The following is a 21,428-nucleotide window of genomic DNA, read 5'->3' as shown; positions in this document are numbered from 1 at the left end:
CTCAAGTCTATTTTTTAATAGCTTTTTTGGTTATTATTTTTCCATTAGATAATTCTATTTGTGCTAAATATAGTGCTTGATTAAGATTTGATAGAGAAAATGTTATTACATTCTTATTTTGTCCCTTTATAAAATATAAAGGTCTACCTAAAGCATCTATTATTTTAACAGCTTTTATTTTTAAATTATCTGTTGCTTCAATTTCTATAACATCATTATCAAGCTCTATAATAGATATTGAATTTGAATTCGTTTCAAATTCATCTACAGATAACGTTTCAATATTAAAAATAATTTGAAAACGACTATTGTAATTCCCTTCAAGTGAGGTAAATGTATATTCCGAATCAGATAAATTATGAATAATGTTCAATATATTATCTTTTAGGTATATTGTATTTGAAGTCATAAAGTCACCCTCAATTCTAGCTATAGATAAAGAGTATATTGTTGGGACGGTAATTGCAGTTTCAAAACCTAGTGGAATGGTTTCCTCAAGTGTTAAGCTTTCGGGAGCTTTACCCTGTATAGCAAAGCGGTCAGTATCATTTTCAATTTCTGTATAAATTACCGCAGCATTTTGGTTGTAGATACTTCTTCTAGCATCATAAGAAACACTATCTCTTCCATCGGTTGCCCCATTTACATAAGCTATTAATACTTGATTAAAAACACCATTATCAGATGTTAGATTAACCCATAATCTATTAGTGTTTTCGTTGGCTCTAAAAAATTGCCCATTACTAGTTTCGTCTGCCATTCTAATACTATTATCAAAAACAACATTGGCGTTAGACAAGCCCTGAACAAAGAAACTTTGTCCAGAGGGAATATAATTATTTGGTATAATCATATCTCCACCAGCAGTATTGCCACTACCATTGGTTATAATAGCATAATCGTCTTGCGAAAAATTGTAATTTTGGTTACCACTAGTGTTACTATCTGCAGCAGTATTTTGCGACCATAAATATGCAGCACCACCAATAATTGACGAATTATTAGTTAAAAAAGCATTTGCATCTATCGCAGAAGGGTAAGGGTTTCCTATAAGATTCCAGTCTTCATCCCCATTAGCACCATTATATGAAATTGGAGTGTTTACAATTCCAGTATTAAATGAACCAGAAAAAGTATAAGTATATTGTGTGCCAGCAATAAACCCAATTGGTGTATGCATAGAAGCATAGCCTAAACCAGGAGACATGATATCTGTTCCATCTGTAATTAACGTCCAAGCATTTCCATCATCATCAATGCCATCTGCTCCTGTAGTATAGGTATTAGTATTATCTATTTCTACAAGAACATCTAAAAAATTAGCAGCATTAAACCAATAGCGTCTATTGGGGTTTGCAAATGCTAACGCATCTTGTATCATCGCATTTTGAATGGGAGAACTCCAATATGTATAATCGTATACGCTATTTAAAGGCGTTGTACTTTTGTTAACTAAAGCAGTTCCTGTAGACGTTAAATTAAATCCTGAATTATTGTTATTTTGAACAAAAGCACCTTGTGTTTGTACATATAGCTCTCCATCTACGGTAGCATTATTTTCAATCTCTACATAAGTATTATTTGCAATATTTAATCGGTATTCAGGTCCAGAACCTGTATTTGCATTCACAATTAATGAGCAAGCAGTAAAGCTACCGTTACTACTTGTATCGTATCCACCATTAATAATAGCCATGGTATTACTATCTGGAATACCATTAGACCATGAAGCGCCATCCCAGGTTGTAAATGGCATTGTTACTTGAACAGCATCAGTAGCTATACTACAAGTACCAGTTTCTGTAATTTCGCAATAAAATTGATAACCATCTAAATTAAAGCCAAATATAGATAGATTTGAAGTCGTTTCTCCTGTTACTACACCAGGAGAAAATGTTGTACTCATAACGTCTGTCCAACCTACTGAGTTTCCATCATTATACTTCCATTGGTACGAAAGTGTTCCTGTACCTCCAGCAGTTATAGAAAGATTAAAAGAGGCTGTGTCGCAATCATCAACATCTAAGGGTTGAAGTGTTATAGTAGGTGAGGTAACTGTAGATATTTCAAACCCAAAGCAATCTTCATTACCGTCAGAATCCCAATTGGATAAACTAAAGGTTGTAGTTGGTGCGTTGGCAGTATTATTTCTTGTATAAACATAACCAACATTAAATCCTGCTCCAGGATTAGAGTGATTTTGCCACACATCTTCAGCCGTACCACTATTAACTAATACTAAACGGTCTTCATCATTAAGGCCACCACCAGTAAAAGATAAATCTGGAGATATTGTAGCACAACTAGTACAAGCTCCAGAAGAACTTAATCTAATCATAAGTGTTTCGCCAGCCAGTATTGTTCCAGATAAGGGCATATTTAAATTAAATCCAGAAGTTGGTGGGGTTGAGCCTAACGTGAAATTATTGTCAACTCCAATAATGTAAGTTGATAAATCTATAGCTGAAGCAGTTGGGTTTAATAGTTCTATATAATGGCAAGAATCGGTTTGATCGTCATAAACACCAGAAAACATAAGCCCTGTAAAACTTGCCGAGATACCTCCAGATCCACAATTGTCTGCTAAAATGCTAAAGTTAGATGTCGTATCCACATCGCAACCACTTTCTGTAATAGTAATAACTCCTGTTGAAGCTCCAGTTGGGACTTCGGCAATTAATGTTGTACTATTAATAAAAGTTACATTTGCAGAAACACCATTAAAATTTACTGTAGACATCGCCGAAAAACCAGCCCCGGTAATAGTTACATGTGTTAGCTCTGGGCCAGATGTTGGAGAAAAATTGGTAATAGAATGTGTTGGAGTACAAGAGATACCACATATTACGTTTATATCGTCTAAATAATAAGACCCTCCAACTCTTTGTGTCATGGCTATTCTTAAATAAAAGTCGCCAACTAAATCTAAATTTACAGTAAACTCTTCATGCGTTGTAGTAACTTCACTTACAAGAACGTCTCTAGCAGAAGTCCATGGACCGGTATTGCTCGTTGAATATTCTATACTTAAAGTTCTATTGTCTGTAGATGAAGTTCTGGCTAACCAAAGTGTTAATGTCTGTGGATTTGTTAGTATAGCATTGGTAATTATATTATCTCCTGTAGAGTTAAAACCAGTACCATTTCCTGTTCTTCCTGCTGCTCCATTTTGGTATGTTCCTGTGCCTGTCCAGTTACCATAACCAGAGTTAAAATTATCTGTTAAACATTGGGAATAACTAAAATTTATTGCACACAAAACTGTGATAATAAAAAGTAGGGTTTTATTATTATACATGATATTGGGGTATTAATACTTTACAAAAAACAGAGTATAAGGGGAGTGGTGTATTTATGGTAAAGCTTTTTTGTAAAAAATTAACTGCACATTTATTTAATTACAACAACACTGTCTCCTTGTAAATATTGATTTTCAAATATATAAAGAATACAGAGTATTTTAAATTAATTTAATTTGTTTTCGATGAAATGATATAATTCATTTTTTTAATCTTTGAAATTATGAGTTGAATTGTATCTTCGTTTTTTAGGCTAAAAAAGCAAGAGTTATATAAATGTATCAAAACAATAAAACATTTACGGTAGAAGAAGCAAAAAGAAAATTAGAGCATTATTGTGCTTACCAGGAGCGTTGTCATAAAGAAGTACAAGAAAAATTAAAAGGGATGAATATGATTCCTGAAGCTATAGATGACATTATAGTACATTTATTACAGCATAATTTTCTTAATGAGGAACGTTTTGCAAAAGCTTTTGTTAGAGGTAAATTTAATACCAAAAAATGGGGTAAAGGACGTTTGCTTATGGAGTTAAAAAGGAAAGCAATTTCTAAAGCAAATATAGATATTGCGTTTAAAGAAATTAGCGACGACGATTACATAGCAAGTTTTAATAGTTTAGCCGAAAAAAGAGCAAGTTTAATAAAAGAAACAGATAAGTATAAGAAAAAAAAGAAACTTATAGATTATTTATTATACAGAGGTTGGGAGTCGTATTTAGTTTACGAAAAAGCTAATGAACTAATTAAATAATAATTATTTATGTGTTCTTATAATGGCTTGTTCGTTTTTCCAATCTATCCATTTTTGACCTTTAATGCGACGCATAAGGTTATCTAGATTACGCATTATAAATACATTATAAATTGCTTTGCTTAATGTTTTAGGGTGTCTAGCTATAGCACGAAGACTCATAGAAAAACCTGGAGTAACATATTTCATGTAATGCCAATACCCTTCAGGCATGTATAAAACTTCTCCATGATTTAATTCGCAAACCCAACCTTTAGCATGCTTTAAAGCTGGCCATTTTTCGAAATCTGGATTAGAAAAATCGATATCTTCCCTAACAATTAAAGAGTGTGGAATTTTATATAAATATTTGCTTTGTTTTTGGTCGAAAAGAATACATTGTTTTTTGCCTTCAAAATGAAAATGAAAGATATTGGCTAGGTCAATATCGTAATGCATAAACGTATGTGAATCTCTTCCGCCAAAAAAGAGCATAGGTAATCCTTTCATTAAACGCAATCCAAAATCTGGAAAAGAAAAGTCTTTTTGAAGCATTGGTACCTCTTTTAAAATATTCCAAAGAAAAATGCGATACTTAGTTGGTTTGCTTTTTAATAAATCTACATACTCGCTCATTTTCATTGTAGCATGTGGCTCGTTAAACCCATCTTTATAGTCTACGGGTCTATCATCGTATAACGGTACTGTTTTATCTCCCGCAATAGATTTCATGTACTCTAAACTCCATTTAGAATATGCTGGCCAATCTTCTATATAACGTTCTATTACCACAGGTTTCTGCGGCTTAAAATAATGCTTTATAAAATCCTCTTTCCGTATTGTTTTTACGCGAGGAATATCTTGAAGATTTAATTTCAAATGATGAAAGTTTAGCGTATAAAGTTATAAAAACGCTGTAATTTTCAAAAAAAGTATGTTATTTTTTGGCTTTATTTAACAGCTTTTGCTTTTTGTTTTGCAATTTCGTTTCTCTCAATTTTATGCTCTGGACGAGACCATTTAGGTTTTTCTCCTAAAGCTTCATATTCAGAGTCCGATGCTTCTACAGTTTGTGGTTGTGTCTTTTTGGTAAATGGTTTTTGCGGATTTAAACCTAGTAACTCAAACATTTTCATATCCTCATTTACATCAGGATTTGGTGTTGTTAATAGTTTGTCTCCTGCAAAAATAGAATTTGCTCCAGCAAAGAAACACATTGCTTGTCCTTCGCGGCTCATTTGTGTTCTACCAGCACTTAATCGTACTTGAGTTTCTGGCATAACAATACGTGTAGTGGCTACCATACGTACCATTTCCCATATAGACACTGGTTGTTGCTCTTCTAAAGGTGTACCTTCTACAGCAACTAAGGCGTTAATTGGTGTAGATTCTGGCTGAGGATCTAAAGTAGATAAGGCAACTAACATGCCTGCTCTATCTTCTATTTTTTCTCCCATACCAATAATTCCTCCAGAACAAACGGTTACATTAGTTTTACGTACATTATCAATAGTATTTAAACGATCTTCGTAACCACGTGTAGAAATAACTTCTTTATAATACTCTTCAGAAGAATCTAAATTATGGTTATAAGCATATAATCCAGCTTCGGCTAAACGTTGTGCTTGGTTTTCTGTAAGCATTCCTAAAGTACAACATACTTCCATATCTAGTTTGTTAATAGTACGAACCATTTCTAAAACTTGATCGAACTCTTCACCATCTTTTACATTACGCCATGCGGCTCCCATACAAACACGAGAACTTCCAGAGGATTTAGCGCGTAAAGCTTGTGCTTTTACTTGCTGTACATTCATTAAATCGTTCCCTTCTATATCGGTATGATAACGCGCAGCTTGTGGGCAATAACCACAGTCTTCTGGACAACCTCCTGTTTTTATAGATAATAATGTACTTACCTGAACCGTATTTGGGTCGTGGTGTAAGCGATGTATTGTTGCTGCTTCGTAAAGCAGGTCCATTAATGGCTTATTATAAATATCTAGAATTTGCTCCTTAGTCCAATTGTGTCTTATCTCACTCATAAAATGATACTATTTGCAGACAAAAATAACTATATACATTTAAAGTTTGACGTTGTTGTATCTAAAATATCAACATTTAATAATTTTACAATTGCTAGGTTTATTTTAAAAGTGTCTTTTTTATTTTAAAATAGGACTGTTAGGAGTGATTCTTACACAATGCTATACCCTTGTTTTAAGGGTCATTAATAATCTTTACAGAATATATGTGTCAATCATAAAGTTTACCGTTAACCTGAACTTGTTTCAGGTTCTCACCATGAAGCATCTCTGTTTTTAGGTGTTATGCGATGCAGAAACAAGTTCAACATGACGCCATAATTAGTATTATCACACAAAACGGACAATCAAATAATCTTTTTTTGTTTTTTAAAACGAGGTATTGCGTTTAAAAAAAGCTCTCAATTAAGAGGGCTATAAAAATATTAAGCACAATCGTAATTAAGAGAAATTTCAGGATTTGTACAGCCTCCGCTAGTATTTACACATTCTCCATCTGGGCAACCTCCTCCTCCGTTAATGCGTTTTTGTTCTAACTTGTTTAAGGTTTTTCCTAAGTTTGAAATGGTTTTTAACATGGTAACAATTTTTAAAGATTAATAATAGACCTAAGTTAATAAAATAATTAATAATCAATAAGTTACGGTAAGCTTATAATTCTAGGTTAATAATAAGCAATACATAGAATCTATTAGGATATATTGTATAACAGTCTCATTACTTTATTATAGAAGTTTTTATTTATTTATAAATGTATCAAACAGCTTATAAAACTTTTTTGGTTCCTCTAAATAGGGGTTGTGAGCGCTCTGTTCGAACATTACAAATTGAGCTTGAGGCATAAACGTTTTATACTGTACAGCAAATTCTGGAGTAGACACCCCATCGTATCGTCCCGCAATAATTAATGTTTTTGCTTTTACGTTTTTAAGTTGCTTTCTGTAATCTTGATTAATCATACTCCCAGAGACATCAAAATCACCATCTTTTCCTATGATGGCTACATAAACATCGTTTGCCCAACCTCTATACTTATATTTTGGAGCATTTTGTTTCAGCGTTGTATTATGGTAGTAAATATATTTTGTTGGGAAATTACCATAAACTTTAGCTAACTCTTTATCACTAGAGAGGTAACCCAAAGCACGAAGAGAATCTACCTTTTTCCATTTTTCTGGAAAATGTGTTTTTGCATAATGGTTATAACTATCGCAATTAGCTTGCCACATAGCACCGCTATGAAAACCGCTTATAAGTACCATTTTGTCTACATTGTCTGGGTATTTAATACTGTAAGCCTGTGCAGGAACAGTACCGTAAGAGTGTCCTACTAACGATATTTTATCGAACTTTAAAAGTACGCGAAGCTTTTCTATAAGTTCTACATCGTTCTCTACAGAATATTCTGAAGGGTCTTTTGCATTATCACTTTTTCCACGTCCTAAAAAATCGAAAAAGACTACAGTGTTTGTTTTATAATACTGTCCAAAATTACCTTGCATGTAATCGTGAGAATTGCCTGGGCCTCCTGGTAAAAAGAAAATAGGATCTCCAGAACCCTTAGTTTCTACGTTAATTTTATAACCATCTATAGTATAGAATTTAGATTCAAATAGATCAAAAATATTAGGGTCTTGTTGTGCGTAAAGAGAAGTGCTTGTTATTAGTAATGTAAAAAGAAGTTTAAATAGAAGTTTCATAATGGCTATAAATAATATAAATGTTGATTTTAAATATAAAAATAAGAAAGTGAGAAGAGATATTAAATAAAAAGACTACCCTTAATACTATAGATAGTCTCTTTTATACTATAAATAGTATGTTATATTTAAATAAAGTTATGCTGTTATTTATTTAGAAAGTAAAATACTTACCGCATTACCTCCAAAACCTACAGCATTAACTAAAATGTGTTGTAATTTTTTAGGAGATTCAGTTTCTAAATAAGGTGTGGAAATAAAGGTTTGGTGTTGTAGCATTAATACAGCTAGTTCAATACTTAACATACCCGAAGCACCTAAGGTATGTCCAAGTTTCCATTTATTTGTAGTTAATGCAGGCATTTTACTGCGAAAAATAGTCTGTATCGCATTAATTTCTGAAAGGTCACCTTTAACAGTACCAGGCGTATGGGTTACAATAACATCTATGTCGTCTGGACTTAAATTACCTAAAGCCATAGACATAGACTTTATAAAACAATCGCCATTAGTAGATAAGGATACATTGTGTTGTAATACTTCTGTAGCATAACCAATACCATTAATTGTTGCTAGAGCATTGGGTTTTATACCTAATTCTAAACAACCCATCGCTGCCCCTTCGCCAAGAACCATTGTATTTTTAGATTTATTTAAATCTAAAGCCATACAAGGGTAATTGGTTTCTGTTTTTGCATATATTTTTAAAGCTTGCATTTGTGCAATAGTAAAAGGTGTTAATGGTGCTTCGCTACCACCAACTAAAAACGTATTGCATAACCCAGCTTGTAACCAAGCAACACCATTTAAGAGTGCATGTAATGCTGTAGAGCATGTAATAGAATGCGATATTTCTGGGCCTTGCGTTTGTAAATCGTGCGCTACCCAAGATGATATGTTTCCTAATGTTGTGGTTGGCGAACTTAATGTTTCTGCTTTATCTCTATTTAAAAAACTGCTGTAGTAGTTTTCAAATAATTGTGTAGCCCCACGAGAAGAACCTATATTAATACCAAAATTATCTTCTGCCTTCCAGCCAGCTTGTTGCATAGCTTGCCTAGCAGAATAAATAGCAAATAAAACAGAATTGTCTAAAGCTTTGTATTTTAAATCTGAAGTTTTTAGTTTTAAAATTTCGGCTTTTGCATCTTTAGATAGTTCCGAAACTAAGGCACCATTTTTTAAAGTAATATGGTGTGCTTTGGTTTTATAGCTATTCCACACCTGTTCTGCCGAAAGTCCTAAAGTAGAAATCGAAGCTATTGCTGTTATGGAGATTGGTTGTAGCACAAAAAATAATTTTGACGCAAAAGTACGAGTTATCCTTTTTTTATCTTAGAAAATTATACGATTTAATTTCTGTAATACAGAGTGAAATTTATTTTATTTATGATGTAATGTGTAACAAAAAATAATTTTTGGTTACCAATATTTTACCAAGCAATTTATATTTTCCAAATAGTTGCTATTTACTAACCTTTTAAAAGAAAGTCCTGTTCTTATGGGAAAAATGAATATGAAAAAAGTTACACCTTATACTTCCAGTAATGAAGCTGTAACGGCTTTAGATAATGGCGGACGTTTTTATAATATTTTTACAAAAGCTGGCGATGGTATTATTACACAAGCCGAAATAGCTAAAACAGGAGGCCTAATAAATAATAAGCAAGGTGCCGTGCTATTTCTAGAATTGGCTACTTCGCAATTAGATGAAAATGCTAAACAGCGAGTATTGGCTAAAATGGAAGACAATATGCTAGCTAGTTATAAAAACTATAAGCCTCAAAAATTATTAGCCTCTCAAGTAAAAATAGAAGGCATTTTAGCTTCTGGAGCCATAGTTACAGGTATACCTAAACTAACAAAATCTAAAACCAATTTTAATGGTTTTATCATGATTCCTATTGCTACAGGAAGTATTACTACCTTTACCATGGTGCCGCTAATAGAGCAGTATGATGTATATGAGTTACGTGATGAGGCCTCTTCAGAAACTTTTATTATAGCGCATGCAAAGCGAGAAGCTAAATTGCCAGAAGAAAAAATTAGAGTTGCAGGTATTATTAAAGAGTTAAAAACAGGCAAAGCAAAAAATGCAGAAGCACAATTATTTTTAGAAGTATTATATTATGCAGATATTATATAATTAATGTGTGTTTACAACAATAGAAATAGTAATAAGAGTACAGAATATTATAAGTATAAATTAGATTCCTATAATATAGGAATATAACAAGTTTTTTTAAATGGAAGAAATAAGACAAAAAAGTTGGTTTAGTCGTAATTGGGGTTGGGTTCTTGGAGGAGGCTGTTTAGTCTCAATTATTTTAGTAATAGTAATAATAGGAGGTGCTATTTGGGGCGTTACAAAAGCAGTAGGCGAGTCTGAACCTTATGTTAATGCCTATAATTTGGCAACACAAAACAATGCCGTAAAAGTAGCATTAGGTGAACCTATAGAAGATGGTTTTGTAGGCTCTAACACACATTATAATTATAATAACGGTAAAACAAGCGTAGAAATGACAATACCAATTAGCGGACCAGAAAATAGTGCTGTAATTTACGTGGTGGGTACTAAAATAAATGACGAATGGACTTACTCTAAACTATATGTAGATATAAATAATGAGGATAATAATATAAATCTGTTGGATGAAGCTGTAGAGGAAGAGGAAGCGTTGGAATTATAGAATATTTGTAGTATTTTTTTGAATTAATTATAACCTCATTTTAAAATGAACAAGATTATAACTTTACTTATAGTACTACTATTATTTTTTAGTTGTAAGAAGAGTAATTTTGAAAATGAATTACGGGGGAATACTTATAATTTAATTTCTAAAGAAGAAAAAGACACTTTAATAATTGAGTTTAAAGACTCAATATGTATTGCTTATATGTATGAGAAAGAGGCTCTATCTTGGAAAGTTGAAAAATTAAAAAACAACGATTTTCTAATTTTAGGAGATAAGATTATTGCTATAACAGGAGAAAGTAAAAATGGCTATAAAGGTCTTTTTATGGGTAAGAGAAATCATGAAATTCTTATAGAAAAAAGAGAAACAAAATTTAATAGAGAACTATTAAAAGGTATTTGGGTAGAAGAAGCACATTACGATTTATTTTTAAATGATAGTATAATAAAGCCTCTTCCACCACCTCCGCCATTAGAGGCATTAGAAAGTGAATTTCAATATCCTCCGTTTTACGAAATAAAAGAAGATTCTATTTTTAGTAATTACCATTATAAAATTTCTAAATCTTATATTAATGTTAGTAACTCTTCAGAGTTGATTGCAATGAAATTGAGAAATAATTATAAAGACACAGAACTATTATGGAAAATAAAAATACTTAACGACAGTGTAATGCTTATTGATAGAACAGTAGATAAAAGAGATAAAAAATTTAGTGTTGTAAGGACAGTAGAAAATAATATTAAACTAATTAAAAAAAGAGAGTAGTAAATTTAATGAATATATAAGTTTAGAGTGTAAACATGACAATAGGAAAACGATTTAATGAGTTAAGTAAAAAAGACTATTTCTACTATATAGATCATTATAAAAAATACACAGATTTTAATATTCTAGGACATTACCGCTCCATTTGCGAGAATAAAATACTAGATTTAAACGACCGAATTGAAATAAGAGACTACACCCATAAAACGTTTATAAAAACATTTAATTTTTATCCATTAAAAGACCCTAAAACTTATTTCGATTTAACAACACTAGGCCAAGAATTAACAGAGGCAGATGAGATGAAAGTTTGGGATGATATTAGGGTAAACCAACAAAAAATACTTTCAAAAAAGAAAATTAAACATAGAAATTTTGGCGAGTATTCAAAACACAATTGCGGTTATAAAGATTGCCCATATAATGGTCTCATGATTAAGCAAGGTTCGTGGTTAACAGAAAGCCATATGTGGTTTACATCAGATAAAAACGAATATGCAGTTAAAGATAAATCTGATAAGGTTAAAAAAGCACGCAAAAACAAGCATAGAATTATTAGAGAAGCACTAGATGATTAAACGCTATATTTCTTTTTTATAATGAAAATAACTAGAAGAAAATTTATAAAAAGTGGGCTATTAGCGTCTTTAGGAGTGTTGTTTTTAGATGCGTTTTGGTTTGAGAAATATGTTATAGATTGGAATTATTTCGATATTTCAAAACAAGAGAATAACAAAATAAAAATCATTCAAATTTCTGATTTACATTTTAACCAATTACGATATTTTCATAAATCTATAGCCAAGAAAATAAATACAATACAGCCCGATTTAATCTGTATTACTGGAGACGCTGTAGACAAAACCGAAAATATTAAGGCACTCGATACGTTTTTGGAGTTAATAGATAAGTCTATAAAAAAATATGCTATAACAGGTAATTGGGAATATTGGGGAGGTGTCGACTTAAAAATGCTTTATAACATTTACAATAAAAATAATTGCGAATTATTAATAAATGAAAATAGAACCCTTTCAATACGAAATAGAAAAATAACGGTAATAGGTATAGACGATTACGTTGGCGGTAACGCAAACTTTAAAAAAGCTACAGAAGCTGTAGTACAAACAGAAACCACTATAGTATTATCGCATTGCCCAGAACACCGAGATGTTATTGCAAAAGAAAAAGGAAATTTAACTATAGATTTACTCCTTGCAGGACATACTCATGGAGGCCAAATAACTTTTTTAGGTTTTGTGCCTTTTAAACCAAAAGGCAGTGGGCAATATTTAAAAGGTTGGTATAAAGCGGAGGAACCTAAAATGTATATTTCTAAAGGGGTAGGTACTAGTATTTTACCAATAAGGCTTGGTGCAAGAGCAGAAATGGTAGAAATAGATATTTAATTACGCATCTGCAATAGTGCTCTAGCCGTTTAGCATTAATTTTATCATCTCCAAAAATATGTGTTAAAACAAGTACTGTTTCACGTATTATATTCATTTTTTCCTTTTAAAAAGGAAGCAAACCGCTAACAATAATAAATTTTAAAAAAACCTTTTAAAAAAAGCGGAATGATTGTTTTTAAGTAATTTAATGTAGAAAATACGTAGCTCCCTTTATTTAAGTACAAAGTAACAATTATTTATACTTGTTGTACATCGTTTTTTATTTTTCCGTTTTTATATATTCAATCAAATTATTTAATTCAGAGTTAGAATATTTAAAGTTATGGCTATTAGCTAAATTTCCGTAATTGTTTTTTATTTTAGTCGTATAAGTATCTTTTACATTTATTAACGAATCTTGATTAGTTATAAATTCTTTAAAGTAATCAATTCCCATTTCGTTCATTATTCCTTTAGTCATACTTAAGGGATTAATTACAGAGTGCCTTTTATGACAAACATTACAGTCTGATATGAAAATTTCTTTTCCATGTTCAAATTCTGGCGTTGTCTTTTCGGTTTTAACAACCATTGGCTTATAATCACTTGATTTTTGGTTAAACTCCGTGATTCCATTTTTTTTAATCACAAAAATGAAAAGCCCGACGAATAAAATCAGAACTACACTTGTAGATATTAAAATCCAAAATATCAATTTTTCCGAGTTTTTCATTTAAGTTTCGGCTTTTAAAATAAGTATAAAACTTTTGGTTTAACATTTGCATATAGCTATTGTTGGCAACCGTTTTATTTTTTTAATTCTACTTTTTCAACTATCGAGAACCCCTTTGTTTTACTAAATTTCATGTTGTGGACAAAGTTTTCCATACTATCAGAAGGGTCAATTGTTTCTAAGTTTAATTTATCAATTGTTTGAGGTGGGAAAATTACAGATAGAATGGGCTGTTTCTCTAAATGTCCAGTTTTTGTATTCACAATTTCTGATACAGCATTTATTCTAGCGCAATCCACAGGTAAATATGCAAACACTTCTCTAGCTACTCTAATCGAAGCACTACAAATATGATCTTGATATAATTCATTGAACTTTGATTTAGCCATATTCTTTTTTGAAAGTTTTCCCGATGCAGTCTGTTTTAACTCGTAATCAGGTATAACTTCTAAGCTATTAACATGTAAGTCAATATCTATAAAGTTATCGTTGATATTGAAACTTATTTGTGCTCCTAACTCTCCAATGTCAGAGAAAGGCTTAAAATACTCAAGTGCATTTTTATAATCTTCCACTTTTTTGTTTTTAATCCCTTGGTTAATTTTTTGAAGTTCTTCCCAATTGCTTAATTCTCTTAAATAATCTTTATGTTTTAAGTCATATTGTTTTTCATCTTTTTGCTTAGACTTCCTTAAATTTTCTTTTAATCGGTTGATTTTCTTTTGCGTTGAACCAAATATTTTATCAAAAAAAGAAGGTTTAAAATTATCAAGTTTATTTTTAGCTATAAGTTCATTGGTGTTTTCTTTTATGGGCTCAACAGGTTTCTCCGTATTTTCAATTTGTTTCCAATCTATTGGTTCTGTACAATTTTTGTGAACAGATTGAATTGTATCGACATAATTTTCCCAATCAAGAACTGCCTGTTTAGCATTTTCAATTTCTTCCAATTTTTGTTGTTCTTTGAACCTTTTTGCTGCTTCACGAGCCTGCCTTTGCTGTTCTCTTTCCATTCTTCTGATTGCTGCTCCATATGAACGCATTGCCCCTTTTAATGTAGCCATATTTCTTTTATGTTTTTCATATTGTTGCCAACTATTGTACAAACGCAATTAATTGCGTTTATTTTCTTGTATAAAAAACAAACCTAAGTAACCTTTGTTATAGTTCTCTACGGAAATCCGTAAGCCTACATGAAAACTATTAACGGTATGGCGGCCCTGCAACCCAACCAACAATAGATTGGCGTGTACCTTTAGTTATTGGTGTAACACGATGTAAAATAAAAGAGGGGAAAATAATAACAGTACCTTTTTTTCGTGGTGCTTTTACTATGTTTTGGTTAATCATAAACTCTAAATCGCCACCTTCGTACTCGTCTGGGTCCGATAATTGTACGGTAACACTTAGTTTACGTACCGAGATACTACCAGGACCAAAATCTAAATGCCACTCGAAAAAATCATCTTTAGAGTAGCGCGTTAATTGTAGTTCTTGCTGAAAACCTAAAATATCATAATTATAGCGTTGGTTATTTGTAACTACAGATAATTCTGCGAGTTTACGATATATCCAATCGTTTGCTTTGGTTTTATCTATAAACATTACAGAGCTTTTGCGTAAATCGTCTTTATATTTTTCGTCTCCAGAAACGGTTGCTTTTTCTATTTTGTCTTCTTCCCAAAACTCTAGAACTCTATTAACCTCGTGTGGTAGTAAAAGCCCTTCGTAATACACAAATTCGGCAAAGTTGTTATTGTTTGGTAATCCAAAAGGGTAATATACAGACATAAAACGTATCTGGTTTTAAGGTTAGAGCTAAAATTTAATGTAACCAAAGTTAGTAAAGTTACGGGGTAAAAAAAACAGGTATAATTACGTGTTTTTTTATGCTTAAAACCAGTGAGATCGAGGTGAAATAGCCATTCGTCCCCAATTTATATTAGAGTATCCCAATTATAAAATAATATTAAATTAATATTCTTTTTTTTACTCAATGTTTTAACATAGAGCTACTTATGTGGGTTTTGTTAAAGCGCAGAAAAATCAATCACAAATAAAACATTAACATTTATGAAAAAAACTACATTATTTACTTTTGCATTATTTTTATCTGGATTGCTGTTTGCCCAGACTCCTGTTTTTAATTCTAGCATGACGGTAACTCCCTATTTAGTAGTTAACTCCCCAAGTAACGAAACTATAGATTTGGCTATAGATGGTAATATAAACACCAAGTTTTTAGACTTTGATGAAGAAGACGGTTCTGGTTTTATTGTAAACTTAGGAGGTGTTGCTAAACTCGCTCAATCTATTGAGGTAACTACAGCTAACGATGCCGAACTAAGAGACCCTACCATTGTTGAAATAGCTGGTTCTAATAACGGAACAGATTTTACAACGATTACTAGTATAAATATACCGTGTATTTCGGATCGTTTTACAACGCGTAGTTTTGATTTTACTAATAGTAATATGTACTCTTATTACAGAATAAACTTTATACAGGAGTGCGATGATATAGAAGGTATTATACAAATTGCCGAAGTACAGCTTTATGAAGAAACTTTAAGTGTAGAAGAGTTTACTTTAGAGCAAAATTTAACATTGGTACCTAATCCAGCTCATGGCTTTTTTAATATTAATACTAAAAAGAATGCTACAATTAAAAATGTTGTTATATATGATATTTTAGGAAAGGTAGCATTAACTATTACTGGTGCTACAGAGCAAATAAATACGAGTACTTTACCTAAAGGATTATATATGGTAAAGATTGAAACTACTGTTGGGAGTGTTACCAAAAAACTCATAGTGGATTAATTCACTTTTTATTAGTTTGTACAAAAGCCTTAATACCTACTTGTATTAAGGCTTTTTTTTATAAAAAAATGAGACAGTTATTTATTTAAACAATCTCTAAAGCTGCTTCAATAGTGGCATATATTTTATCTAATTGCGTTGCTGTAATTACATAAGGTGCTTGTATATAAATGGTATTCCCTAATGGACGTAAAAAGAGGCCGTTATCCATAAAATAATTAAATAGTTTATCGCGTAAATTACCGTAGCGTTCCATTTTTATATTTAAATCTAAAGCGAAAATAACACCAGTTTGCCGTGTTGATTTTACTTTAGGATGGTTTTTAATATGGTCATTAAATGTTTTATGCGCAGCTATAACCATTTGTATATTGTCTTGTATAGCTTTAGATTGTAATAACTCTACAGCCGCTAAAGCTGCTGTACAGGCTAATGGATTGGCCGAGTAGGTGTGCCCATGAAATAGCCCTTTACCAATATCGTTACTATAAAAAGCATCATAAATATGTTGTGCGCAAGAGGTTATTGCCATTGGTAATAACCCTGCAGTTAAGGCCTTGCTTAAACACATAACATCTGGTTGCTCCTGTAGGTGTAAAGAGGCAAAATGCTTACCTGTTTTACCAAAGCCCGTCATAACCTCGTCGGCAACAGTAATAATGGTATTGGCTTTACAAAATTGAAGTATTTGGTTTAACCCTTGAGCGTTATGCATTTTCATTGCTGCGGCACCTTGTACTAAAGGTTCGTAAACAAAACCAGCAACTTTGTTTTGGTTAACTATGGTTTGTAATTGCTCTAAAATAGCATCATGATTGTTTCCGTTTGGTACAGGTATACGTTTTACGTCTAGAAAAAAGTCTTCAAAAGGGCCATTGTATACCGATAAGCTAGATACACTCATGGCGCCAAAGGTGTCACCATGAAAACCGCCTTCAAAAGCAATTAGTGTATTGCGTTTTTCACCTTTATTAAAATGGTATTGTAATGCCATTTTAATACCTATTTCTACAGAGGAAGAACCATTATCGCTAAAGAAAATTTTATTTTGGTTGTCTGGTAATATGTCTATTAAGGCTTCAGATAGTTTTACGGCAGGCTCGTGTGTAAATCCGCTAAAGACTACTTGGTCTAACATTTGCATTTGCTTAATTACGCGGCTATTTATATAATCGTTACAGTGGCCATACATACAGGTGTACCAAGAGGCAATGGCATCTATATACTCATTACCATTTTCATCGAATAATAAACAACCTTTTGCTTTTGTAATGGCTATGGCTTCTGGGTGCAGTTTATGTTGCGTTAATGGATGCCAGATATGTTTTTTATCTCTTTCTTGTATGCTCATAATTGTTATTCCTGCAAAAACGGAATCTATTTTAATGTTGTTGTAAAAACGGCTTTTAGAATGTTATTTATAATTTATACTTATAATATTCTGTACTCTTATTTTTAAGATTAGTTTTTAATTAACGAAGTTAAAGAAGTTTAGGGTGACGTTGTTGGTTTAAAACAATGAGAAAAAGAATTAATCTAATCCAAAAAAGTGTTGAGCCTCTTTAGTGCCTCGTAATTGTTCTGCATAGTCCTTAACAATATTCTTATCAAAATATGGTTCTTCTTCTATGCGTCCTAAAATAGGCGCATTAGTTTTGGTTTTAATGATTGCCTCGGTTGTTTTATGCTCATCCCCGCTAAATAAAATGGCAACGTTAAAGCCTTTATCTTGTAATAAGTTTACTGTTAAAAGCGTATGGTTTATGCTTCCTAAATAATGTCTAGAAACTACTATCACTTTATAATTTGGTTGTATTATATCTAGTATGGTGTCTGTGTCGTTTAGTGGCACTAATATACCACCTGCGCCTTCAATAACTAATGTGTTTTTAGTTTTTGGCGCTTTTATTGTTTTGGTTTTAATATGTATTCCATCTATATCTGCTGCTGCATGTGGACTCATTGGTGTATTTAATGCATATGCATTATCGTGAAATTGCGATTTTGTGTTAGAGATTAATTGTTTTACTTTTTTAGTATCGCAATGGTCTAATTCTCCTGCTTGCACAGGTTTCCAATAATCGGCTTGTAGGGCTTCTGTTATAATAGCCGAAGCTACTGTTTTACCAACTTCGGTAGAGATGCCTGTTATAAAATAGGTATTCATTTAAAAAACGGTATTACATACATTACAGCGGTATTTCGTTTTTTCGAAAAACGGAAATAACATGTAAAAAATATTTTTTCTTGAGGGTTCTGCTATTAATATTTTGGTAGACTCGCAATTTTCGCATACAATAGCATTTCCATCTTTATCTTTTTCGTAAGCTCTAATTCTATTATAAATAGTTATGGCTTTGTTTAAATCGTCATTATGGACTAATAGTTTAACGCCTCCAATGGCTTGGCTTATTAAAGGGTCTGAGTCTATAGTTTTTTCATCGGCCAACATTACACGTATGTATTCTTCCTCTAATTTAGATTTTGTTATATGTGCTTCTGTAGAATACGGAAATGTTGCTAAAACTGTATAATGATCTACCATAGATAAAAATGATTTTTAAACAAAGGTACTAAGTAAGCTTAAAACCTCGGAGATTTCTTTTTTAGAATTATAAGCATGCAAGCAGAAACGAAGTCTTTCTTGCCCTTTTGGCACTGTTGGCGATAGTACGGGTTTAACACTAAATCCGTTGTGTTGAATAGTATTGGCAATTGTTTTTACAGTGTTATTACCAGAAATAATGCAGCATTGTATTGCCGAGTTACTTGTTATAAATATTTGCTGTAATTGGTTTTTTTCTATTTCACTATTAAAAAAATGAATGTTATGTTTTAATTGTGCTATAGCATCTGTTTGTAAAAGCTCTTTATATGCTGTTTTAATAGTTGCTACCGAGTGTGGTGGTAATCCTGTAGTGTATATAAAAGTGCGCGAAAAATTAATTAAGTAGTTTTTTAAAGCTGTGCTTCCTAAAACTGCTGCACCATGGCATCCCATAGCTTTCCCAAAGGTTACAATTCTTGCAAATACTAATTGCTCTATTGCTAAGTCTTGAACAAGGCCTACGCCATTAGTTCCAAATACACCAAGTGCATGTGCTTCGTCTATTATTAAGTGATAATTGTTTTCTGTACAAAAGGTGGCAAGCGCTTTCAAGTTAGGCGTATCTCCATCCATAGAAAACACAGATTCTGTAACAATGTAAATAGTTTGATAGGGCTCTGAAACGAGTTCAGAATGACGCTGTGCTAGTGTTTTTAAGTTGTTTAAATTATTATGTTTAAACTTATAACTTCTAGCTGTACTCATAGTAATACCATCACGAATGGAAGCATGAATATATTCGTCGTAAAAGATAATATCGCCGCGTTGTGGTACACTAGAAAAGAACCCTAGGTTAGCATCGTAACCCGAATTAAAGAGTAATGCATTTTCACTATTATGGTATTGAGATAATTGAGTTTCTACTATCTTGTATAATAAGTGATTTCCTGTTAATAAGCGTGAGCCTGTAGCACCGTTTTTAGTAAGGTTGTTTTCTGTTAAATACTGGTGCGTGTGTTTAAACAAATCTTCGTTTGCAGAAAACCCTAAATAGTCGTTAGATGAGAAATCTACCAAATCTTTTTGTGTACCCAGTTGTCGTAATGCATTACTTGCTTTACGGTTGTCTAGTTTTTGCTGTAGTTTTTTAGGAAAACTTTTCATATAACAAATATACAATTACTAAGTGTTCTTTTTACTCCTAACACTTTCAATAACTACTGTTGCTAAAATTAATAAACCGCCTAAAAAAGTATTCCAAGTTGGGATTTCTTTTAAAAAGAAATAGGCTAGTATTATAGCATATATGGGTTGCATACTACTAATAATACTTGCGGTACTTACCGAGAAGTATTTTAAGCTTTTTATAAATAAGGTATGCCCAATAGCTGTAGTTAATAATGCTAGTAGAATAACATAAGGAAATTGTGTGTGTATATTAGAACTTCCGTAGTAAAACAAAATAGGCAATAACGCAATACTAACTATTAATAATTGGTAAAACATAAGCATAGTGCCATTGTAATTTGGAACATGACTTTTTAGTATTAAGGTTCGTAAGGCATAAAGCAATGCCGATAGTATACCAAAAAGAATACCTTTTACGTATGTGTTTTGGTAGTTTAATTCTGGAACTAGTATATAGATACCTAATAATACAAGCAGCCCTAAAATAATATGAATAGGGTTTAGTTTGGTTTTAAAAAACAAAGGTTCTAACAATGCCGTTATTATTGGGAAGGTGTATAGCGATAAAATGCCTAGTGCTACGTTAGATAGTTTTAAGGCGTAAAAATAGGTAACCCAATGAGCTCCTAAAAACAATGCGCTTAGTATAAAACTTGGGGCGTCTTTTTTATTTAGTTTTATGTTTATTTTTTTGTATTTACAATAACCTAATAAAATAAGCATGGCTAAGGCCGCACGCCACCATACCGTTAGAGGTGGCGGCATGTCTATAAACTTACCTAATACGCCAGAAGTGCTTATAAATACGGTTGCTAGGCTTAGTTCTAGTAATTGTCTAAGGTGTTGGTTTTTCATTATATTGTTTGGCTTTTAGAGCGTCCTTGTCTATCCATTTAAAATCGTCTGGAACAGTGGCGTCTAATAAATCTATATTTAGTACTTCGGATAAATCGAAAGCTACAGATACGGCATCTTCAAAATTATCTCTAGAATATAATTCGAAATATTGATTTGTATCATACCAAAGATTAACTATAAAACACTCCCCATCTCTAGTAACTCTATTATAGAATACAGAAATATAATCGTAATTACGGATTGTTTGCCAGCGACCAAATTTTAAAAAACCAATTTCTGTAGTTGGTTTAAATCGGGATTGGCTTATATCTATATAAACTTTTTTGTGAGTACTAAGTATTACACCAGCAGCAGTAAGCATTATAATAGCAAACAGTTTATTTTCTACAAACTGTATTAGGTATGCTTCGCCTAGTTGAAAGTTTTTATAATCTCCAAAAATTAAATAAATAACAGTGGTAAATACTAATGCCGCGAGGACTAATTTCCAATAAGGTCTATTAGTTTCAGAAACGATTATGTTAGTGTCTTTCATTAGTCAAATATAAATAATTGTAAGACTACTTTTTTAATTTAACTGAAAGATATATTTATCTTATTTCAATAAAAAATTATTGTTTTTCAGTAATTTTTTATTATGTTTG

General features: G+C 31.9%; 22 protein-coding genes. 7 read left to right on the top strand and 15 right to left on the bottom strand.

The window, feature by feature from the left end:
- Positions 1-7: 7 nt before the first annotated feature.
- Positions 8-3,298, bottom strand: a complete 3,291-nt coding sequence (locus tag ACVC08_RS02710; protein WP_452600906.1) for an IPT/TIG domain-containing protein — start codon at positions 3,296-3,298, stop codon at positions 8-10.
- A 277-nt stretch (positions 3,299-3,575) separates the two neighbouring features.
- On the opposite strand from ACVC08_RS02710, the gene ACVC08_RS02705 reads away from it, so the two are divergent.
- Positions 3,576-4,052, top strand: coding sequence for a regulatory protein RecX (locus ACVC08_RS02705; protein WP_452597607.1), 477 nt, complete (start codon positions 3,576-3,578; stop codon positions 4,050-4,052).
- A gap of 3 nt (positions 4,053-4,055) precedes the next feature.
- Here ACVC08_RS02705 and ACVC08_RS02700 read toward each other — a convergent pair whose 3' ends face one another.
- The 5 genes from ACVC08_RS02700 to ACVC08_RS02680 all read right to left on the bottom strand — a co-directional run bounded on the left by ACVC08_RS02700 (position 4,056) and on the right by ACVC08_RS02680 (position 9,066).
- Positions 4,056-4,910, bottom strand: a complete 855-nt coding sequence (locus tag ACVC08_RS02700) for a cupin-like domain-containing protein (protein ID WP_452597606.1) — start codon at positions 4,908-4,910, stop codon at positions 4,056-4,058.
- Between the two features lie 71 nt (positions 4,911-4,981).
- Positions 4,982-6,076, bottom strand: coding sequence for a biotin synthase BioB (gene bioB, locus ACVC08_RS02695; RefSeq protein WP_452597605.1), 1,095 nt, complete (start codon positions 6,074-6,076; stop codon positions 4,982-4,984).
- Positions 6,077-6,501: 425 nt separating this feature from the next.
- A complete protein-coding gene (locus ACVC08_RS02690; protein ID WP_452600905.1) occupies positions 6,502-6,654 on the bottom strand; it encodes a hypothetical protein in 153 nt (50 codons plus the stop codon).
- 159 nt (positions 6,655-6,813) lie between these two features.
- Positions 6,814-7,776: an alpha/beta fold hydrolase gene (locus tag ACVC08_RS02685; RefSeq protein WP_452600904.1), complete on the bottom strand. Its 963-nt coding sequence runs from the start codon at positions 7,774-7,776 to the stop codon at positions 6,814-6,816.
- A gap of 150 nt (positions 7,777-7,926) precedes the next feature.
- The gene (locus ACVC08_RS02680) at positions 7,927-9,066 is read right to left on the bottom strand and encodes a beta-ketoacyl synthase N-terminal-like domain-containing protein (RefSeq protein ID WP_452600903.1); all 1,140 of its coding nucleotides are present in this window, start codon (positions 9,064-9,066) and stop codon (positions 7,927-7,929) included.
- Between the two features lie 226 nt (positions 9,067-9,292).
- Here ACVC08_RS02680 and ACVC08_RS02675 point away from each other — a divergent pair, with 226 nt between their 5' ends.
- The 5 genes from ACVC08_RS02675 (at position 9,293) to ACVC08_RS02655 (ending at position 12,652) form a co-directional block, all read left to right on the top strand.
- Positions 9,293-9,922 (top strand): hypothetical protein, encoded by a 630-nt coding sequence (locus ACVC08_RS02675; protein WP_452597601.1) that lies wholly within the window; start codon positions 9,293-9,295, stop codon positions 9,920-9,922.
- Between the two features lie 100 nt (positions 9,923-10,022).
- Positions 10,023-10,469 carry a cytochrome c oxidase assembly factor Coa1 family protein gene (locus tag ACVC08_RS02670; RefSeq protein ID WP_452597600.1) on the top strand — a complete coding sequence of 149 codons (447 nt, stop codon included), beginning with the start codon at positions 10,023-10,025 and terminating at the stop codon, positions 10,467-10,469.
- Positions 10,470-10,514: 45 nt separating this feature from the next.
- Entirely contained in the window at positions 10,515-11,243 is a 729-nt protein-coding gene (locus tag ACVC08_RS02665; protein ID WP_452597599.1) for a hypothetical protein, read from the top strand.
- A gap of 35 nt (positions 11,244-11,278) precedes the next feature.
- Positions 11,279-11,821, top strand: a complete 543-nt coding sequence (locus ACVC08_RS02660) for a hypothetical protein (RefSeq protein WP_452600902.1) — start codon at positions 11,279-11,281, stop codon at positions 11,819-11,821.
- Positions 11,822-11,842: 21 nt separating this feature from the next.
- Positions 11,843-12,652, top strand: coding sequence for a metallophosphoesterase (locus ACVC08_RS02655; protein ID WP_452600901.1), 810 nt, complete (start codon positions 11,843-11,845; stop codon positions 12,650-12,652).
- A 262-nt stretch (positions 12,653-12,914) separates the two neighbouring features.
- Here the strand turns inward: ACVC08_RS02655 and ACVC08_RS02650 are convergent, their stop codons facing one another.
- The 3 genes from ACVC08_RS02650 to ACVC08_RS02640 all read right to left on the bottom strand — a co-directional run bounded on the left by ACVC08_RS02650 (position 12,915) and on the right by ACVC08_RS02640 (position 15,158).
- The gene (locus tag ACVC08_RS02650) at positions 12,915-13,367 is read right to left on the bottom strand and encodes a hypothetical protein (RefSeq protein ID WP_452600900.1); all 453 of its coding nucleotides are present in this window, start codon (positions 13,365-13,367) and stop codon (positions 12,915-12,917) included.
- Between the two features lie 74 nt (positions 13,368-13,441).
- Positions 13,442-14,431 (bottom strand): hypothetical protein, encoded by a 990-nt coding sequence (locus tag ACVC08_RS02645; RefSeq protein WP_452600899.1) that lies wholly within the window; start codon positions 14,429-14,431, stop codon positions 13,442-13,444.
- Positions 14,432-14,570: 139 nt separating this feature from the next.
- Positions 14,571-15,158: a 2OG-Fe(II) oxygenase gene (locus tag ACVC08_RS02640; protein WP_452600898.1), complete on the bottom strand. Its 588-nt coding sequence runs from the start codon at positions 15,156-15,158 to the stop codon at positions 14,571-14,573.
- Between the two features lie 282 nt (positions 15,159-15,440).
- Between ACVC08_RS02640 and ACVC08_RS02635 the strand changes: the two genes are divergently transcribed.
- The gene (locus tag ACVC08_RS02635; RefSeq protein WP_452600897.1) at positions 15,441-16,190 is read left to right on the top strand and encodes a T9SS type A sorting domain-containing protein; all 750 of its coding nucleotides are present in this window, start codon (positions 15,441-15,443) and stop codon (positions 16,188-16,190) included.
- Between the two features lie 85 nt (positions 16,191-16,275).
- On the opposite strand, the gene bioA is transcribed toward ACVC08_RS02635, so the two are convergent.
- The 6 genes from bioA to ACVC08_RS02605 form a co-directional block, all read right to left on the bottom strand.
- Positions 16,276-17,541 carry an adenosylmethionine--8-amino-7-oxononanoate transaminase gene (bioA, locus tag ACVC08_RS02630; protein WP_452600896.1) on the bottom strand — a complete coding sequence of 422 codons (1,266 nt, stop codon included), beginning with the start codon at positions 17,539-17,541 and terminating at the stop codon, positions 16,276-16,278.
- 180 nt (positions 17,542-17,721) lie between these two features.
- Positions 17,722-18,357, bottom strand: coding sequence for a dethiobiotin synthase (gene bioD, locus ACVC08_RS02625; protein ID WP_452600895.1), 636 nt, complete (start codon positions 18,355-18,357; stop codon positions 17,722-17,724).
- On the bottom strand, positions 18,358-18,735 hold the full coding sequence (locus tag ACVC08_RS02620; RefSeq protein ID WP_452600894.1) for a DUF2007 domain-containing protein: 378 nt from the start codon (positions 18,733-18,735) through the stop codon (positions 18,358-18,360).
- Positions 18,736-18,750: 15 nt separating this feature from the next.
- Positions 18,751-19,902: an aminotransferase class I/II-fold pyridoxal phosphate-dependent enzyme gene (locus tag ACVC08_RS02615; RefSeq protein WP_452600893.1), complete on the bottom strand. Its 1,152-nt coding sequence runs from the start codon at positions 19,900-19,902 to the stop codon at positions 18,751-18,753.
- A gap of 18 nt (positions 19,903-19,920) precedes the next feature.
- Entirely contained in the window at positions 19,921-20,781 is an 861-nt protein-coding gene (locus ACVC08_RS02610; protein WP_452600892.1) for a DMT family transporter, read from the bottom strand.
- The gene (locus ACVC08_RS02605) at positions 20,762-21,319 is read right to left on the bottom strand and encodes a hypothetical protein (RefSeq protein ID WP_452596979.1); all 558 of its coding nucleotides are present in this window, start codon (positions 21,317-21,319) and stop codon (positions 20,762-20,764) included. The genes ACVC08_RS02610 and ACVC08_RS02605 overlap by 20 nt, the downstream gene beginning before the upstream one ends.
- Positions 21,320-21,428 lie beyond the last annotated feature (109 nt).

The organism is Pontimicrobium sp. MEBiC06410, from assembly GCF_053601615.1.
The sequence above is the reverse complement of the archived record's forward strand: the minus strand, read 5'-3'. Positions and strand labels throughout refer to the sequence as shown.

Bases quoted from the DNA above. Each gene is read 5' to 3' on its own strand.
- ACVC08_RS02710 (WP_452600906.1), bottom strand. From the start codon at position 3,298: ATGTATAATAATAAAACCCTACTTTTTATTATCACAGTTTTGTGTGCA.
- ACVC08_RS02705 (WP_452597607.1), top strand. From the start codon at position 3,576: ATGTATCAAAACAATAAAACATTTACGGTAGAAGAAGCAAAAAGAAAA.
- bioB (WP_452597605.1), bottom strand. From the start codon at position 6,076: ATGAGTGAGATAAGACACAATTGGACTAAGGAGCAAATTCTAGATATT.
- ACVC08_RS02690 (WP_452600905.1), bottom strand. From the start codon at position 6,654: ATGTTAAAAACCATTTCAAACTTAGGAAAAACCTTAAACAAGTTAGAA.
- ACVC08_RS02685 (WP_452600904.1), bottom strand. From the start codon at position 7,776: ATGAAACTTCTATTTAAACTTCTTTTTACATTACTAATAACAAGCACT.
- ACVC08_RS02675 (WP_452597601.1), top strand. From the start codon at position 9,293: ATGAAAAAAGTTACACCTTATACTTCCAGTAATGAAGCTGTAACGGCT.
- ACVC08_RS02670 (WP_452597600.1), top strand. From the start codon at position 10,023: ATGGAAGAAATAAGACAAAAAAGTTGGTTTAGTCGTAATTGGGGTTGG.
- ACVC08_RS02665 (WP_452597599.1), top strand. From the start codon at position 10,515: ATGAACAAGATTATAACTTTACTTATAGTACTACTATTATTTTTTAGT.
- ACVC08_RS02660 (WP_452600902.1), top strand. From the start codon at position 11,279: ATGACAATAGGAAAACGATTTAATGAGTTAAGTAAAAAAGACTATTTC.
- ACVC08_RS02655 (WP_452600901.1), top strand. From the start codon at position 11,843: ATGAAAATAACTAGAAGAAAATTTATAAAAAGTGGGCTATTAGCGTCT.
- ACVC08_RS02650 (WP_452600900.1), bottom strand. From the start codon at position 13,367: ATGAAAAACTCGGAAAAATTGATATTTTGGATTTTAATATCTACAAGT.
- ACVC08_RS02645 (WP_452600899.1), bottom strand. From the start codon at position 14,431: ATGGCTACATTAAAAGGGGCAATGCGTTCATATGGAGCAGCAATCAGA.
- ACVC08_RS02640 (WP_452600898.1), bottom strand. From the start codon at position 15,158: ATGTCTGTATATTACCCTTTTGGATTACCAAACAATAACAACTTTGCC.
- ACVC08_RS02635 (WP_452600897.1), top strand. From the start codon at position 15,441: ATGAAAAAAACTACATTATTTACTTTTGCATTATTTTTATCTGGATTG.
- bioA (WP_452600896.1), bottom strand. From the start codon at position 17,541: ATGAGCATACAAGAAAGAGATAAAAAACATATCTGGCATCCATTAACG.
- bioD (WP_452600895.1), bottom strand. From the start codon at position 18,357: ATGAATACCTATTTTATAACAGGCATCTCTACCGAAGTTGGTAAAACA.
- ACVC08_RS02620 (WP_452600894.1), bottom strand. From the start codon at position 18,735: ATGGTAGATCATTATACAGTTTTAGCAACATTTCCGTATTCTACAGAA.
- ACVC08_RS02615 (WP_452600893.1), bottom strand. From the start codon at position 19,902: ATGAAAAGTTTTCCTAAAAAACTACAGCAAAAACTAGACAACCGTAAA.
- ACVC08_RS02610 (WP_452600892.1), bottom strand. From the start codon at position 20,781: ATGAAAAACCAACACCTTAGACAATTACTAGAACTAAGCCTAGCAACC.
- ACVC08_RS02605 (WP_452596979.1), bottom strand. From the start codon at position 21,319: ATGAAAGACACTAACATAATCGTTTCTGAAACTAATAGACCTTATTGG.